Annotated in this window: 16 protein-coding genes; 8 read left to right on the top strand and 8 right to left on the bottom strand. The window is 56.0% G+C overall.

Going from position 1 to position 16,114, the window contains the following annotated elements; genetic code table 11:
* Positions 1-69 precede the first annotated feature (69 nt).
* From O3C79_RS16805 to O3C79_RS16770, 8 genes are read right to left on the bottom strand one after another with little or no spacing between them, the layout of a single operon-like run.
* Positions 70-1,650 (bottom strand): GMC family oxidoreductase, encoded by a 1,581-nt coding sequence (locus O3C79_RS16805; RefSeq protein ID WP_010322069.1) that lies wholly within the window; start codon positions 1,648-1,650, stop codon positions 70-72.
* 12 nt (positions 1,651-1,662) lie between these two features.
* Positions 1,663-2,202 (bottom strand): twin-arginine translocation signal domain-containing protein, encoded by a 540-nt coding sequence (locus O3C79_RS16800; protein WP_494384036.1) that lies wholly within the window; start codon positions 2,200-2,202, stop codon positions 1,663-1,665.
* Positions 2,203-2,250: 48 nt separating this feature from the next.
* On the bottom strand, positions 2,251-2,979 hold the full coding sequence (locus O3C79_RS16795) for a lipoate--protein ligase family protein (protein WP_494384035.1): 729 nt from the start codon (positions 2,977-2,979) through the stop codon (positions 2,251-2,253).
* Positions 2,980-2,983: 4 nt separating this feature from the next.
* Positions 2,984-3,679 carry a dihydrolipoamide acetyltransferase family protein gene (locus O3C79_RS16790; RefSeq protein ID WP_494384034.1) on the bottom strand — a complete coding sequence of 232 codons (696 nt, stop codon included), beginning with the start codon at positions 3,677-3,679 and terminating at the stop codon, positions 2,984-2,986.
* A gap of 12 nt (positions 3,680-3,691) precedes the next feature.
* Complete coding sequence (locus tag O3C79_RS16785) at positions 3,692-3,925, bottom strand: biotin/lipoyl-containing protein (protein ID WP_494384033.1); 234 nt, start codon at positions 3,923-3,925, stop codon at positions 3,692-3,694.
* The gene (locus tag O3C79_RS16780) at positions 3,922-4,950 is read right to left on the bottom strand and encodes an alpha-ketoacid dehydrogenase subunit beta (protein WP_076460779.1); all 1,029 of its coding nucleotides are present in this window, start codon (positions 4,948-4,950) and stop codon (positions 3,922-3,924) included. The genes O3C79_RS16785 and O3C79_RS16780 overlap by 4 nt, the downstream gene beginning before the upstream one ends.
* Positions 4,951-4,993: 43 nt before the next feature.
* Positions 4,994-6,079 (bottom strand): 2,3-butanediol dehydrogenase, encoded by a 1,086-nt coding sequence (locus tag O3C79_RS16775; RefSeq protein WP_494384032.1) that lies wholly within the window; start codon positions 6,077-6,079, stop codon positions 4,994-4,996.
* A 29-nt stretch (positions 6,080-6,108) separates the two neighbouring features.
* A complete protein-coding gene (locus tag O3C79_RS16770; protein ID WP_494384031.1) occupies positions 6,109-7,095 on the bottom strand; it encodes a thiamine pyrophosphate-dependent dehydrogenase E1 component subunit alpha in 987 nt (328 codons plus the stop codon).
* Positions 7,096-7,533: 438 nt separating this feature from the next.
* Between O3C79_RS16770 and O3C79_RS16765 the strand changes: the two genes are divergently transcribed.
* The 8 genes from O3C79_RS16765 (at position 7,534) to O3C79_RS16730 (ending at position 16,077) form a co-directional block, all read left to right on the top strand.
* Positions 7,534-9,315 (top strand): sigma-54-dependent Fis family transcriptional regulator, encoded by a 1,782-nt coding sequence (locus tag O3C79_RS16765; protein ID WP_494384030.1) that lies wholly within the window; start codon positions 7,534-7,536, stop codon positions 9,313-9,315.
* Between the two features lie 362 nt (positions 9,316-9,677).
* Positions 9,678-10,361 carry a type 1 glutamine amidotransferase domain-containing protein gene (locus O3C79_RS16760; protein ID WP_494384029.1) on the top strand — a complete coding sequence of 228 codons (684 nt, stop codon included), beginning with the start codon at positions 9,678-9,680 and terminating at the stop codon, positions 10,359-10,361.
* A gap of 267 nt (positions 10,362-10,628) precedes the next feature.
* Positions 10,629-11,369, top strand: a complete 741-nt coding sequence (gene glnH / locus O3C79_RS16755; protein WP_494384028.1) for a glutamine ABC transporter substrate-binding protein GlnH — start codon at positions 10,629-10,631, stop codon at positions 11,367-11,369.
* Between the two features lie 65 nt (positions 11,370-11,434).
* The gene (gene glnP / locus O3C79_RS16750) at positions 11,435-12,091 is read left to right on the top strand and encodes a glutamine ABC transporter permease GlnP (protein WP_010322086.1); all 657 of its coding nucleotides are present in this window, start codon (positions 11,435-11,437) and stop codon (positions 12,089-12,091) included.
* Positions 12,088-12,813: a glutamine ABC transporter ATP-binding protein GlnQ gene (gene glnQ / locus O3C79_RS16745; protein ID WP_494384027.1), complete on the top strand. Its 726-nt coding sequence runs from the start codon at positions 12,088-12,090 to the stop codon at positions 12,811-12,813. The genes glnP and glnQ overlap by 4 nt, the downstream gene beginning before the upstream one ends.
* The gene (locus O3C79_RS16740; RefSeq protein WP_494384026.1) at positions 12,806-13,846 is read left to right on the top strand and encodes a C45 family autoproteolytic acyltransferase/hydrolase; all 1,041 of its coding nucleotides are present in this window, start codon (positions 12,806-12,808) and stop codon (positions 13,844-13,846) included. The genes glnQ and O3C79_RS16740 overlap by 8 nt, the downstream gene beginning before the upstream one ends.
* The gene (locus O3C79_RS16735) at positions 13,846-14,733 is read left to right on the top strand and encodes a MurR/RpiR family transcriptional regulator (RefSeq protein ID WP_494384025.1); all 888 of its coding nucleotides are present in this window, start codon (positions 13,846-13,848) and stop codon (positions 14,731-14,733) included. The genes O3C79_RS16740 and O3C79_RS16735 overlap by 1 nt, the downstream gene beginning before the upstream one ends.
* A 141-nt stretch (positions 14,734-14,874) precedes the next feature.
* Positions 14,875-16,077, top strand: a complete 1,203-nt coding sequence (locus tag O3C79_RS16730; RefSeq protein ID WP_494384024.1) for an MFS transporter — start codon at positions 14,875-14,877, stop codon at positions 16,075-16,077.
* Positions 16,078-16,114 lie beyond the last annotated feature (37 nt).

The following is a 16,114-nucleotide window of genomic DNA, read 5'->3' as shown; positions in this document are numbered from 1 at the left end:
AAAGGCGTCCAGTTATTGGACGCCAAAGGGCTCAGGCCCAGGAAGAGAGGGGCTGGAGTTGTACCGCTATCAGATAGCGTTTTGCTGCATTTGCTGCTCGATGTATTCGGCCTGGCGAATGGCCAGGGCTACAATCGTCAGGGTCGGGTTTTCGGTTGAGCTGGTTGTGAACTGACTGCCATCGGACACAAACAGGTTGGGAATTTCATGTGATTGTCCCCAGCGGTTTACCACACCATCTTTGGCTTTGGCACTCATGCGATTGGTGCCCATGTTGTGGCTGGCGGGGTAGGGCGGGAGCACATTGACCTTGTTTGCGCCGACCGCTTCAAGCAGCTCTGTTGCCTTGGCGATGGCATGATTACGCATTCGCGTGTCGTTGATGTGGTCAGCCTTGTACACAACGGGTACAGGAAGGCCATATTGGTCTTTTTCCGTTGGGTGCAGGGTGATGTTGTTGGATTCGACCGGCATGTCCTCACCGCACACCCAGAAACCTGCCATCTTGTCGTAGTTGGCTAAGGAGTCGGCGACTTCGCGGCCCCATCCTGATACACCCGGGTTTAAAAACGCCGACATGAACGGCAGCCCCAGGTGCAGAATCTCCAGCTCATAGCCTGCGTAATGCCCGCGCGAGGGATCGTTATCTTTCCATTCATGCACAATACCGGGGACTACCGTGCTCTTGTACATGTGAACAGGCTTTTCGAACTCCCCATAGACACCGGCGGTGGTGTGGGTCATGTAGTTCTGACCGACCTGGCCGGAGCCGTTTGCCAATCCGTCCGGGAACATGGAGGACGCAGAGTTGAGCAAGAGTCGCGGTGACTCAATGGAGTTGGCTGCCACGGCTACCGCGCGAGCCTTTTGAAACTGCTGATTGCCCTGTGCATCCGCATAGAGCACGCCGGTAACCTTGCCGTGCTTATCATGCTCAATACGAAGTGCCATTGATTGCGGTCTGACTTCTACCAGGCCGGTGGATTCCGCCTTGGGAATCTCCGTATACATGGTTGACCACTTGGCGCCGATGCGACAGCCCTGCATACAGAAACCATTTACCTGGCATGAAGGACGTCCATCTCGTGTTTCCGTGTTGATGGCCAATGTGGCCTGTTCACACTTGGCATTGATTCGGCGCGCGCCTTCAGCGATAACCTTGTAGTGGCTACTCTGGCCGTGGAAGGGCATACCGGTTGCCTTGGTACCGCATACCCCCATCTTCTTTTCGGCGCGTTCGTAATAGGGTTCCATTTCCTGCAACGTAACCGGCCAGTCGAGGACATTGGCCCCTGCAAGGGTGCCGTTTTCAGACTGCATACGGAATTCGTGCTCCTGCAACCGCATGGCAACGCCGGCCCAGTGCATGGTGGCACCGCCGACACCTTTAACAATCCATGCGGGCAGGTTGGGGAAGTCCCGCGCCAGTCGTGATGGGCCTTCCACATGCCGCTTGTCCAGCCAGGAGATCTTGTGGAACATGTTCCATTCGTCGTTTTCTATATCGTCCATCTTGAAGCGTTTTCCCGCTTCCAACACGACGCTGCGAATGCCTTTCTGGGCCAGTTCATTTGCAAGGGTGCCGCCACCGGCGCCAGAACCTACGATCACCACCAGGCTGTCATCATTCAGATCAAATTGAGTGCTCATTATCATCTCCCCTTACAGCCAATCGATTTGGTTGTAGCCACGGTACAAGTAGCCGCCTTTTTCCCAGGCTGAGCCACCGTAGCCAAATGTCGGCCAGAGCTCGGGGTTGTTATACAGGCCCATCATCAGGTCACCCTTCAGGCGTTGAAAGAATGGGCCATCTTCAATCGCACGCAGAATTTCGACCCGATCAGCTTCTTCTGTTAGCTCTATATAAGGTCTTGATTTCATTGCTCGTGCGCGGCGGTCAAGTTCATCAACGCCTTCGCTGAGCATGGCTTTTAACTGCTCATCGTTTCGGGCAGACCGAGCCAAAGGCTGCAGGACCTGTGCGTAGTATTTGTCATCCAGACTGTCATGGGGATAAATGTCACGGGCCATCCGCAGCAGGGTTTGGCTGGCATGCTCACCAACCAGTGACGCTGCCCAGCTTGCGGCCGGGAGCAGGCCGGCGCTGATGGCACCCAGTCCCACCATGGCGGTACCGGAAAATGAGAGAAAGCGGCGCCGACTCAGGCGCGGCTGCGCAAGCGCGGGTTCTTTTTTGAACATATACACTCCGTTTTCTTATTTTTGTTTAACAGGATATGGGCTAAGGGGTCAGTCAAAACGGGAGAAGCAGGTTGAGTAGGCGTTTTCGATCTCCGCAAAACGTCGTTCAGCTGCGTGTTCCCCGGGCAGTAACTCGGCCATTGAAATGTGGCACTCAGGGCGGATGTAGGGCTCCATGCCACAATATTGATAAAAGCGATTGCCGGCGTTCCATAAGCGCTGCATGGGTTCATCGCATAGCACCACGGCATGTGCTAGAACCGCGAAGTCACCCTGTTTTAAACCCGTGATACGCCGCCAGCGCTGTGCTGTTCCCGCAAGCTTTCTGCCTGAGACGGTGATGTTGTAGTCACCATCGCAGAAGGCGCCGGTAACGGCTCCACAGCTTGCCTGGATACCCTGCTGGTTCAGGTACTCGATCAGAGGGTCGCACAGAGCACGGTAGCTGGTTTCGATAGCACCGGGTTCACGTTTGCAGCGGTAGGCAATGGCGATGTTAATAAGACCGGGTGCCTGAGGGGTGAGATCCCCCCCGGTACTGCGAATGTGAACAGGCCAGCCTTCAACTTTCATCCGGTTTGCGGCCAGGTGGAACTCCGCCTTGTGTGCCAGGCGTCGAGGTACGATCAGTGCCTGCTGGCAGCGCCAGGCCAGAAAGCCTTCCTGGCGCTCCCCACTGGTAACCGCTGACAGTAATGACATCTCCCGAGCCAGGCCTTGTGCCGGTGTCAGAACGTTCGACTGTCCACTGTCCAGGGCCAAAGAGGTGGTGTTCATGTTGTCACCCCTGTTCGATCAAGGTGCACAGGGCACTGAGAAAGTTTGCGGCCGGAGCACCATCAACGGCGCGGTGGTCGAAGGTCAGTGACAGGCCCATAATCTTACGGGCCTGGATACTGCCATCAGGCATCACCCAGGGGCGCAACCCTGTTTCGCCAATTCCCAGAATGGCTATCTGAGGGCGGTTGATAATGGGGGTAAAGTGTCTTACCCGTGACAGTCCCAGGTTACTGAGCGTGAAGGTTCCACCTGTCATTTCATTCACGCTCAACTTGCCGCTGCGAGCCCTCTGCGCAAGCTCCTTGCGTGCTGTGCTGCGTTCCAGCAAGCTCATTTCGCCTGCATTGAAAATGGCTGGCGCGACCAGAAGATTGTCGGGGAGGGCCATTGCCAGGCTCAGGTGAGCCTGGTCGTACAAGTGGATTTCCTTGTCTTCAACCCGGCCATTAAGGGCCGGGTGGGATTCCAGGGTTGTGATAACGGCCTGCGCGATCAGGTCTTCCACAGACACCTTGATGTCCTGACTGGCCAGCCTTGCTTTGGTGGCCAGCAGTTCGGTGACATCGCAGTCAGCGTGATGTGTCAGCTGTGCTGCTTCATCAAGGCTGCGGCGCATATTGTCGGCAATCATGCCGCGCATGCCCCGCATGGGGATAGTTGTGATCCCGGTGTGCTTGTCTACGGTCATCATATTCATGGTGTTGCTCTCCTACCCGATGGTCGCAACCAGGTCCCCTTTGCTGACGACATCATCCACATCCTTGAGGATGGTCAGCGCACCTGAAGCGGGAGCGTGGAGTTCATGCTGGATTTTTTGCACCATCAGTTCGGCAATCATTTCACCGTCTTCCACATTCGCGCCTTCGCTAACCAGCCAGCTGGTGATGACGGCTTCACTGTCTTCTTCCCAAAGATCCTCGGGTACACGTACTTCTGTGCTCATGACGGGTTCTCCATTTGATTGAATGCGGCAATGATCTTGTCGGCGTTGGGCAGCGCCCATTGCTCCATTGGCGGGGTAAAGGGGATGGGAATATCGGGAAACGCAACGCGCTGCGGGGCTGCCTTGAGCGGGATATTGCGCTCGACCACCGAGCAGATGATCTCACCGGTGACACCGTAGCTCTGGTAGTCCTCGTCGACGACGATCAAGCGACCGGTTTTTCGCACCGACTCAATGACGGTTTCGCGATCCAGTGGAACCAGTGATCGCAGATCAATGACTTCAGCACTGACGCCCTGTTTCTCCAGTTCACGCGCAGCTTTGAGACCGTGATGTACGCCCGAGGTCAGTCCCACAATGGTCAGGTCGCTGCCTTCTCTCACCACAGCCGCCTTGCCGATGGGAACTTCGTAGCTTTCTTCCGGAACATGCACGATGGCGTCTTTTTCCGTTCCCAGCCAACCCATGCCCTGCAGGGCCTTGTGGAACATGAAAATAACCGGGTTGTTGTCCCGAATGGCGGCCGTCATCAGTCCCTTGGCGTCATAGGCATTGGAAGGGGCTACAACCTTCATCCCCGGTAGATGAGCAAAGGTGCCATGCAAGCACTGTGAGTGTTGGCCTGCGTCAGAGTAGCCGCCACCGGTTGAAGTCATTAACACCACGGGGACCTGCACTTCCCCGCCTGCGAAATAGGTGTTTTTTGCCATCAGGTTATAGATGGCATCAAAGCAAACGCCGAAAAAGTCGACGAACATCAGCTCGACGACCGGGCGCATACCGTCAGATGCAGCGCCGACGGCAGCGCCCATAAAGGCGGTTTCAGATATGGGGGTATCACGAACGCGCTCGGCGCCAAACTCGTCAAACAGGCCGCGTGTATTGCCGAACACCCCGCCGAGAGGGCCAACGTCCTCACCCATCACAAAAACACGTTCATCGGTACGCATTTCCTGGGCAATGGCTTCAGCCATGGCACGAGCGATGGTCAGTTTTCGCTCTTTTTTTATAGTGGCAACGGTCATGGAGTTGCTCCCTGAAAAATGAATGTCTGAGTAGGTAGATGAATCAGTGAGGTGCGACGGGCGTGACAATGATCTTCACGTTCTGGTCCTTGTTGTTGACCAGTTCGTCAAACCCCTGCGCAAGGATGTCGTTGATATGGATACGCCCGCTGATAAGTGGCTCCACATTCAAGCGACCATCACTGATCATGGCGATCACGTCGGCAAACTCTCCGTTGTAGGCCAGAGAGCCCACGACCTGTTTTTCCGTTGCGACCAGGTCAAAGAAATTGAACGAGCTGGGCTCTTCGAAGACGCCGACAAGCACCGCTTTTCCGCCTTTGCGAAGCAGGTCGATGGATTGCTGTACGGTGTCTTTGTGACCAATGCATTCGAAGACGACATCGGCCCCCAACTGCCCGGTGTATGCCTGTAGCTCTTGCAAGGCATCGGAGGCGCGAGGATCGATAACCTTGCTGGCGCCCACCTCAAGTGCCTTGGATTTGCGTGCGCTGGACACTTCCAGTGCGATGACATCCGCCGCACCTGCTGCCTTGGCACACATGATGGTGCACAGGCCGATTGTTCCCGCGCCGACCACCACAACCGTTTGCCCCAGCAGAGATCCCGCCTGCTTCACGGCATGCATGCCGACCGCAAGAGGTTCGATCAAGGCGCCGGCCTCAGTGGGGAAGTCGGAAGGCAGGCGGTAGAGCAGGTTGGCAGGCACGTTGACGAACTCGGCAAAGGCGCCGTTGTTCATCAGCCCTGTAAATGCCAATTGCTCACACAGGTTGTATTGGCCGCGCTTGCAGGAGGGACATTTGCCACAATGCTGGCAGGCATCGGCTGCGACGCTGTCTCCAACGGAAAAGCCTTCGACCCCTTCGCCCAGGGCAACGATTTCGCCGCTGAACTCGTGTCCCAGAATGCATTGGCCCTGAATACCGGTTAACGGGTGAGGTTGATCAACGGGAATGAATACTGGGCCTGCCAGATATTCGTGCAAATCTGATCCACAGATACCGCACCAGTGAACCTTGATTTGCACCCAGTCAGGTGCAGGGGCATCCGGGCGGGGAACCTGTTCCAGACGGATGTCACGGCGACCATGCCAGACGGCGGCTTGCATACTTTCGGATTGGCTCATTATTGTTATCCTCTTGCCGGTCTTAACAGTCAGACGAATACTTTTTCCATCGCCTCTTCCGGTGCCGGGTAGGCACTTTCTCGGGCGAAGCGAATGGCGGCATCGACTCTTGCTTGCGTGCTGGATTGCAGGGCTGCTTCTTCGGCATCAGACCAGCTTTCAACTTCTTCAAGGTGTTGCTTCATGGCGGGGATCGGGTCGCGCTGAAACAGGGCTTCCTTCTCGCCTTCTGGTCGGTAGCCTTCGGCATCGCCCATGAAATGACCGGCAAGACGTGCGGTTTCAATCTCAATAAGGGAGGGGCCTTCGCCAAGGCGGGCACGGTTGATAGCTTCGCCAGCGACCTCGAAGATGCTCAGTGGGTTATTACCGGGAATGTAGTGACCGGGCATGTTGTAGGCGGCGGCGCGGCGGTCATTACGCTCGATGGCCGTTGAGGTTTGCTTGGAGACTGAAATCCCCCAGGCGTTGTCTTCAATGATAAAAATAACCGGAAGCTTCCACACCGCTGCCAGGTTCAGGGTTTCATGAAACGCGCCCTGGTTGGCTGCCCCCTCACCGATATACGCGACGGCAACGCCTTCAAGCCCCTGCAGTTTTCGTGACAAGGCAGCCCCTACGGCTGGCCCCATACCCTGAGCAATAATGCCGGAACAGGAAAAGTTCACGGTAGGGTCGAAGATGTGCATGTGCCCGCCACGGCCACCACTGAGCCCGCTTTTTTTGCCAAAGATCTCAGCGGTCATTCGATCAAGGTCCACCCCTTTGGCGATTGCCACATGGTGTGGACGGTGGGTGGATGTGACGATGTCCTCAGGCTTCAGGTGGGCACAGACGCCTACAGCGCAGGGCTCCTGGCCATTGGACAGGTGCATTTCGCCCGGAATGGGGCCTTTGGCCATATTGAAGGCGGGTGACTTGCCTTCCATGTATATTTTCTCGATGCACTCTTCAAAGTAGCGACTGGTTAGCATGTGCTCATACATCCAGACTTTCTGTTCTCGGCTCGGCTTCATCGAAACCTCTCCTTATTCTTCTGTTGTTTCGGCCTGATACTGACAGGGGCAGCCCTCTGTCTTTTCTGCTGTCAGGTAATACAAGTCACGTGCCAGTTTTTAAAGCGCTGAAAAATAAGGAGTTTTTGTCTTGTAGCGCATTGTTTGCTACAGAGTGTCGCAGGTGCCTGCGACAGATTGAGCGAAAGTGTCGTGCTTGATGACACAGATATGACGGCGGGTAGACACTCGCTGAAATAGCACTCTATGATGGAGGGAAATAACAAGATCAGGGGCAAGTCCCCAAAGGCCATCATGGGTACAGACAACAGCAGCCATTCGCAATTAATGCATCATCAGGGAGTGGGGAGTGCCTCACCGCCAGCCATTAGAGGTTCATGGGCGCGGTGCATTGACCAGTATCGTCTTGAGCCTGGACGGGACCTGCTGCCTCCTCGCTTGACTGATGCCGAAGTGAAGCAGCACCGGCATGAGCTGGATAGTCTGCTACATGCAGCCGAACCGGTATTTCAGCGTCTGAGTCGCTTTGGTGGTGGTAACGGCTATTGTGTACTGGTTACAAACAGCCAGGGTGTCGTGCTGCGTCAGTATATTGACCCCCAGCAGGGGCGTGAGTTGGCAGAGAAAGAGCTGAGTGTTGGTACTGTGTGGACCGAGAATCTGGTCGGGACCAATGGCGTCGGGACCTGCCTGGCAACAGGTGAAGCCCTGACCGTTCACGCTGCTGAGCATTTTGGTCGCGAGCTGAGGAATTTCAGCTGTTCAACCGCGCCACTGATCTCGCCCCATGGCGATATGATCGGCGCATTGGATATTTCCACTTTCGCCCAGGAGAACCGGACGCTGGTTGGCCTGGCACAAAACCTGGTCTGTGATTCCGCCGATCAGATAGAAGCAGCGATGTTCAGGTACAGCTTTCGTGCTGTACATGTCTTTGCTGTGGCAAACCACTCACAGGTATCCAGCGAACATTGCACGGCGCTTCTTGCCTGTAACGATAGCGGTAGTTTGATTGGCGCAACGACGCAGGCTCTGATGCTGCTCGGAGCGGCTGAGCGTGCGTTGCTTGTGGGGCAGAACCTGTATTCGCTTGCAGGCATCGCCCTGGACAGGGCTTTGCTTAAGCCCAATGAACTGGAATGGGCCGGTGGGTCAATGGCGCCACTCTGGCTGGTGCCGACAGCGCCGCAGGTGGTCAAAACGCAGGACTCATCAGTGCCTGTGCGCACGCCTGAAGCTGAGCATGAAAGTAAGTCTTTGCTCGATCGTCTTGCGGGCAGTGACCAGCGCCTGATGCGCAACGCCCACATATCCAGGCGCGTCATTAACCGGAATATCAACATTCTTCTGCACGGTGAAACAGGCACAGGCAAAGAAGTATGGGCCAAGGCACTGCATGAAAGCAGTAACCGCCGAGACAAGCCGTTTGTGACGCTGAATTGTGCCGCAATTCCGGAATCGCTGATTGAAAGTGAACTCTTTGGCTACAGCGCCGGTACGTTTACGGGTGCACTGAAGAGCGGGAAAGTCGGTAAGGTTCAGGCCAGTAGCGGCGGAACCCTTTTTCTGGATGAAATCGGTGATATGCCTCTGGCACTTCAAGCGCGGCTACTGCGCGTCCTGGCGGAAGGTGAAATTACGCCGCTTGGTGAGGTACAGTCGGTGCCGCTTGATCTCCATGTTATCAGTGCCACCCACCGTGATTTGAGACAGCTGGTTCAGGAAGGACAGTTCCGGGAAGACCTGTTCTACCGCATTAGCGGTGTGGCTCTGGAGCTGCCCGGACTTCGGCAACGTGCGGATAAAACGGCGCTGATTCGTCAGCTGGTTGCAGAGTTGAGTGATAAGGCTATTGAACTGGATGCCCAGGCATTTGATGTGCTGGCCCAATACACCTGGCCGGGTAACATACGGCAACTGAAAAGTGTTTTGGAGTTCGCGCTTTGTATGTGCGACAGCAACGTCATTCGGATTGAAGATTTGCCTGAAGAATTGATGCAGTGGGAAGCCAAAACAGCTTGCTCACAATCATCACATGAACCTGTCTTTCATCCCCGGATGCCTCAACCTGTCGTGGCTGGCATGGAAAATGACCAAGAGCGTAATCGGATTCTGTCTGCTCTGGAAGAAAACCGCTGGGTCGTTTCACGTGCCGCAACGGCACTGGGTATGAGCCGGTCGACGTTGCACCGGAAAATCAAAAAATACGGTATCCAGTAACGCCTGCCTGAGTGCTGGGTGGGCTGAGGTGGAGCGGCTTGTGTGCAGCATGGTAAGCGTCAGATGTTTTACAGTGCTATAGGTCTGGGAAAATTCAACCTCTATTAATACGTGCAAAGCAGATCCTCTGGATCCAGTTGAACCTGGCGTCAGTGTGAGCATGCGGTATTTCATAACGCAAGGCCAGGATATGCGCACAGGCGCTTTTGCTGTTTCTGGCCAGATATCTTGATGGGTAGATGAACGCCCTGAGCTACAGCAACGTAAACCGGTACTGACGCAAACGACAGGCCTGAGGCAAGCTATGGATTCCTGTGCCATGCTTGCAGCCAAACCTGTTTTCAAAGAGGAGATACTTTGCAATGAAAATTCTGATGGTGCTGACATCGCACGACCAAATGGGCGACACCGGCCACAAAACCGGTTTTTGGCTGGAGGAATTTGCAGCGCCTTATTATACCTTCCTGGATGCTGGGGCGGATCTTACGCTGGCATCGCCAAAGGGTGGGCAGCCCCCGGTAGATCCGAACAGCAGTGCGCCGGATGCGCAGACGGCGGCTACCGAGCGTTTCAATAAAGACGATGCGGCGCAACAGGCACTGGCCAACACGCTGCCGCTGGCTCAGGTCAAGGCAGATGAGTTTGATGCAATTTTCTACCCCGGCGGCCACGGTCCTCTATGGGATTTGGCTGAGGACAGCCACTCCATCGCTTTGATTGAGCAGTTCCATGCCGCCGGCAAACCGGTGGGGGCTGTATGCCATGCGCCTGCGGTGTTGCGCCACGCCCGCAATGAACAGGGGCAGCCGCTGGTAAAGGGGAAAGCGGTGACCGGTTTCAGTAACTCGGAGGAAGCGGCCGTGCAGTTGACTGATATAGTGCCATTTTTGGTAGAGGACATGCTCAAAGGCCACGGTGGTCATTACGAGCGTGCCGAGGATTGGCAGGCACATGCGGTGACTGATGGTGTGTTGGTAACAGGTCAGAACCCTGCGTCATCCGAAGTGTCTGCGCAGGCGCTACTTGGACTCTTACAGGCGCACTAAGAAGGTTCCTGGCCGGTTGTCCCGAGGGGGTGGACCGGCCTTGCGGCTGGGTCATTAGTTACTCATCTCATTGCCCCTCACGCACAGTGGCATGGTTTATGCTGCTTGGGATGTTGTTGTAAAAAAGTCTCAAGCAAACAGCCTGTACCGTTAGTATGCAAATATTTTTGCTTTATCTTTGTGCTATAGCAACTATATTTGCACTACCGGGGTGCGCATTGATGAAAATCTGAACACTCACGTTCAAAACAAAAAAGGTAACTGAAGATGAAAACACTGCTCAAGCTAGCCGCAAGTGCTGTACTCGGCCTTTCCATGACTGCAACCGCAGTGGCCGCTGATGAACTGGTTGTCGCAACGGATACCGCCTTCGTGCCCTTTGAATTCAAGGAAGGGGACAAGTATGTCGGCTTTGATATCGACATGTGGAGTGCCATCGCGACCGAGCTTGGCCTCGAATACAAGCTTCAGCCCATGGACTTTGCCGGCATTATTCCCGCCTTGCAGACCGGGCAGGTCGATGTTGCTCTGGCAGGGATCACCATCAAGCCGGAGCGTGAAAAAGTTATCGACTTCTCGGACGGTTACTACGACAGCGGTTTTCTGCTGATGGTCCCGGTCGATAGTGCGATTAAAGGTGCCGAGGATCTGGCTGGCAAAACGCTGGCCGTGAAAACCGGCACGTCGGCGTCAGACTATGCCGAGGAAAACTTCACCGACACCGATCTGCGTAAATTCCCCAACATCGATAATGCCTACCTGGAGCTGCGCACAGGGCGCGCCGATGCCGCCATGCACGATACACCCAATGTGCTCTATTACATCGCCAAGGCGGGTAACGGCCAGGTAAAAGCGGTTGGCACTCAGATGATGGCCCACCAGTATGGCATTGCTTTCCCCAAAGGCAGCGACCTGGTGGAAAAGGTCAATGCTGCCCTGGCGAACATGCGTGCCGATGGGCGCTATGACGCAATCTACAGCAAGTGGTTTGGCAAGCCGTCCAGCTGATTGATGGCCTGAAACATGGATGGGCCTAGTCCCATCCTGCTATCCCTGTTGTAGAGGTGATGAGTGTGGAAATAGATTGGTCCGTAATTTTTTCGTTTTTGCCAGAGCTTGCTGCCGGCGCTAAAACCACGCTGTATATCACGGTGGTTGGCCTTATCGGTGGCATGTTTCTGGGCGTGGTGGCCGGCCTGATGCGTGCCTACGGCGGCCGCTTTCTGAATGCCGTTGCCTTCGTCTATATCGAGGTGATTCGCGGTACGCCCATTGTGGTGCAGGTGATGTTTCTCTACTTTGCCCTGCCGGTTCTGGCCGATATCAGAATCGACCCGCTGTCAGCGGCCATACTGGCCATCATTGTGAATGCCGGTGCCTACATTGCTGAAATTGTGCGAGGCGCACTGCTGTCGATCTCCAAAGGACTGACGGAAGCGGGTCTGGCCATGGGGCTGCCCTACTGGAAAGTGCTGCTCTACATTACCGGTCCGCTGGCATTTCGCCGCCTGATTCCCCCCTTGGGTAACCAGTTCATAGTCAGTCTTAAGGATACGTCGCTGTTCATAGTGATCGGTGTGGGTGAACTGGCACGAACAGGCCAGGAGATCATGGCATCCAATTTTCGCGCGGTGGAAATCTGGACCGCCGTTGCCGTGATCTACCTGCTGATGACCGGAACATTGACCCTACTGCTGCGCATTATCGAGAAGAGGATGAGGATTCTATGAGCATTATCACGTTCAACAAGACCTCAAAGCATTTCGGTGTGCTGAAAGTTCTGGACCAGGTTGATTTGAGTATCGATGCCGGGGAGGTGGTTGTGCTGATCGGCCCATCGGGGTCCGGCAAATCGACGCTGCTGCGGTGTATCAATGGGCTGGAGCAGATCACCGACGGCGACCTGGTAGTGGATGGCATCAGTGTCACCTCCGGTGCCAAACAGCTGCGCGAGATCCGCCAGGAAGCGGGCATGGTGTTCCAGCAGTTCAACCTCTTCCCCCAGCTTACCGCACTGGAAAATGTGGCCTTTGGTCCGAAAAAAGTCAGAGGTGCGGATCGTCAGGAAGCCGACAGGGTTGCGATGGAACTGCTGAAAAAAGTCGGGCTTGAGGACAAGGCGAAGCATTTTCCTTCCGAGCTGTCAGGTGGTCAGCAGCAGCGTGTTGCCATCGCCCGAGCATTGGCGATCAAGCCCAAGGTAATGCTGTTTGATGAAGCCACTTCAGCGCTGGACCCGGAGCTCAAGCAGGAGGTGCTGAACGTGATGCGCCAGTTGGCCGAGGAGGGGATGACCATGATTGTTGTGACGCATGAGATCGGGTTTGCCAAGCAGGTGGGGACACGGCTGATCTTTATGGAGCACGGAAAGATTGCCGTCGATGGTGAACCTCGAGCCCTCATCGATAACCCTCCCAATGACCGTCTGAAGGATTTTCTGCAACATGTCTGAACAGATCAATGATGAGCTCGGCTGGCACAGAATATCTGGCAGCCCCGAAGCGATGGGGCGTCAGCTGGGGCGCCTGGGGCGTGATGCCGTGCAGGCGTTCCTGGTGCGGGACTCGCTCTGGGAAGAGGTGAATTCCGATGTTCACCAGCCGCGCCTTGCGGTGTTGGAGCACTCAGTCCGTACTGAGTTTCCGGATATCTGGCAGGAGTTGGAAGGTCTGGCATATGGGCTTGAGCTTCCGATGCAGCAGGTCTTTGCCTGGAACTGCCGAGGCGATCTGCTGGCGTCGGTGCCGGATGGGTGTACGACCGTGCAGCTGGCTGAGGAGGGAAGGCACAGGATTGCCCATAACGAAGACGGTTTGCCGTTCTTCAAGGGCCATTGCTTCATTGCACAGGTTACTCCGAATGAGGGGCCAGGCTTTGCCTCGTTTTGCTATCCGGGTTCTATTCCAGGCCACACCTATGCCGTCACGGAAACGGGTCTGGTACAGGCGGTGAATAACCTGCGGCTGCAGGGATGTGCGCCAACACTGCCACGCATGGTGTTGGGGCGGGCGTTGATGAAAGCTCAGACGCTGGATGAAGCTCTGGCCTTGATTCAGCAGCACTCGGGCTGTGGCGGTTTCCACTTTACGCTGGCCCAGGCGGGTGACCCGCGGCTGATCAGCATCGAGTTTGGCAATGGGCAGCACTCGATTCGGGACATTAAGGCAGCGGCTGTGCATGCCAACCATGCCCTGCATCTGCAGTCGGGTATCCAGGCGCAGGCAATTACCGAATCTTCCCGCGATCGACAAGTCAGGGGCGAACAGCTGTTGAGCCAAGGGACGAAGAGCCCGCTGGATATATTGGGGGACACTTCCGGTGAGGGGCTGCCCATACACCGTGAATGTCCGGATGACCCTGATCGGGAAAACACCCTGTCCACGGCAGTGATAACAATTGCAAAGGAGACGATAAGCTGGACAATTTACGGCTCTGATCTGTCTGATCCACCTGTATTCAAAGGCATAGTGCCCGGCCATTCCTGATGACAACACCTGAAGCACCCACCAATATGCAAGAACTGCGCGATCTGATGCTCGAGATTGCGCATGGACGAAGTCAGGTTCGCCTGGGACCCAAGGCGCGCAAGGCGATGCAGGAAATCCTGGAGATGGATCGCGATCCGGCCCTGCTTTCCATTACGTCTTTATCGGCCAAGCTGAAGGTCAACTCCTCCACCATCAGCCGCCTGGCGCGCAGCCTGGGCTATCCCAACTTTGGTGCCTTGCAACAGGTACTGCTGAGCGGCTCAACTCCAGCCCCGTTTTACTCCGACCATGCCCGTACCGCGCTCGACAGTGAGTTGCCCAGCCACCAGTTGGCGCATCAACTGTGTCGAGACAATCAGGACAACATCGGCTATTTGATGCAGCATTTCGACGGCGCCAGTTTTGACAAGGCGGTTGCGCTGATCAATGAGACTCAACGTGTGTCTGTGTATGGCATTCGCCAGTTCCATGCCATGGCCAGCTTTCTTGTCTATGGGCTGCGCATGATCCGGTCGGATGTGCATCTGCTGGGCAGCAATGATCTGGGGGTGGCTGAAGCAATCGCATCACTGGACCCTCAGGATCTGCTCATTGTGACCAGCTGTGCGCCTTACTCCAAGGGCGTTATCGAGGTGGCACAGGTCGCGCGGGAGAAGGGCATGCCTGTGCTTGCCATCACCGACGGGCTGGACTCGCCGCTGGTTGAACTGTCCAATGTCGCCCTGTTTGCACCCCATGAGAGCAGCTTTATTTCCAACTCGCTCACCAGTTTTATTCTGCTGGCCGAGTGTCTGATTAACGGCTGTGCAGCCGCTTCGCCTGAACGATCTGAACAGGCTCTGGCTGAGCGGGACCGCATGATCCAGGCGTTTAATATCGAGTGACAGGCCCGTAGCTGTCTGTCACTGCCGCGCACCCGTCCGAGTGAGATGCTGCCCTTTGGAAGGAATACCATCTTGCTATGGCAGTCCCGTTGTTCCTGAAGCATGATGGGCACTTCCCCTGCCATATAAGGAACAATAAAAATGTGCTCAGCAGAAGCGCAGCAGGTCAGGCCGTGGCACATATTGCCCCTGCTGGTGATTGCCCAGTTTCTGGGTACGGTGAACTGGCTCGCCGGCAATGCGATCATGCCGGCGCTGCAGGCGGACTGGGGCTTGCCGGTTTCGGCGGTGGCCAGTCTGACCAATTCGGTGCAGATCGGATTTATTCTGGGATGTCTGGTGTTTGCCTTGATTGCTTTGGCAGATCGGATATCGCCACGTCTTCTGTTTGTACTCTGCGCCTGGGGCAGTGCGCTGTTGAGCGGTGCCCTTGTCCTCTTTGCTGATAGTCTGGATACCTTGCTGACCCTGCGTTTCTTCAGTGGCGTACTACTGGCCGGCATCTACCCGGTGGGTATGAAGCTGGCGGCGAGCTGGTTTCCACAGGGACTGGGGCGTGCACTTGGCTATCTGGTCGGGGCGCTTGTGTTGGGCAGTGCGGCACCGCATCTGATTTCCGGCATGCTGGGTAATAACTGGCAGCTGGTCATCCTGGCGGCTGGCGGCGCCTCCGTGATTGCCGGCGTGCTGATTCTGCTGGGGGTTCCGGACGGCCCGGCGCTTTATCGTGGTACGCCCCTGCGTTGGCATGCGTTGGTGCTGGCATTGCGTCACCGGCCCTGGCGTTTGGCGGCCGGTGGCTATTTTGGTCACATGTGGGAGCTGTATGCGGTCTGGGCGTTTGCGCCGATCTGGTTGCAGGCCTGGAGTCAGCAGCAACAGGCGGATTTGAATATCGGCCTGCTCAGTTTCCTGATTCTGGGCTCGGGCTGCCTAGGCTGTATTGCGGGCGGTAATATTTCGCTTCGTACCGGCAGTGGGCCGGTGGCGAAAACCATGTTGATTCTGTCCGGGCTCTGTTGCCTGCTGTCGCCGTTGGCATTCCAGTTGCCCTTCTGGCTGGTGATGCTGTTCTGGTTTGTATGGGGTGTGAGCGTATCGGCGGACTCACCCCAACTGTCCAGTCTGTCGGCGCAGACTGCACCGCTGGAGGTGATGGGCAGCGCTTTGACGCTGATGAACTGCCTGGGCTTCACGCTCTCCGTGATTTCGGTGGCGCTGCTGAGTGCCATGATTGATGTGATCCCCGTGCATTGGCTGTCCTGGCTGCTTCTGCCGGGGCCAATTCTGGGCATTATCTGCTTGAACCGGCTGCGCAGTCTGGAGAGCGAAAACGCCCATTGAATAGTGGCTCACCCCTGGGTGCTGAGGTTCAGTGAGT

This window comes from Marinobacterium sp. NO-S09 (genome assembly GCF_059179545.1).
Note: the sequence above shows the minus strand (reverse complement) of the source record. Positions and strands in the feature narration are given on the sequence as shown.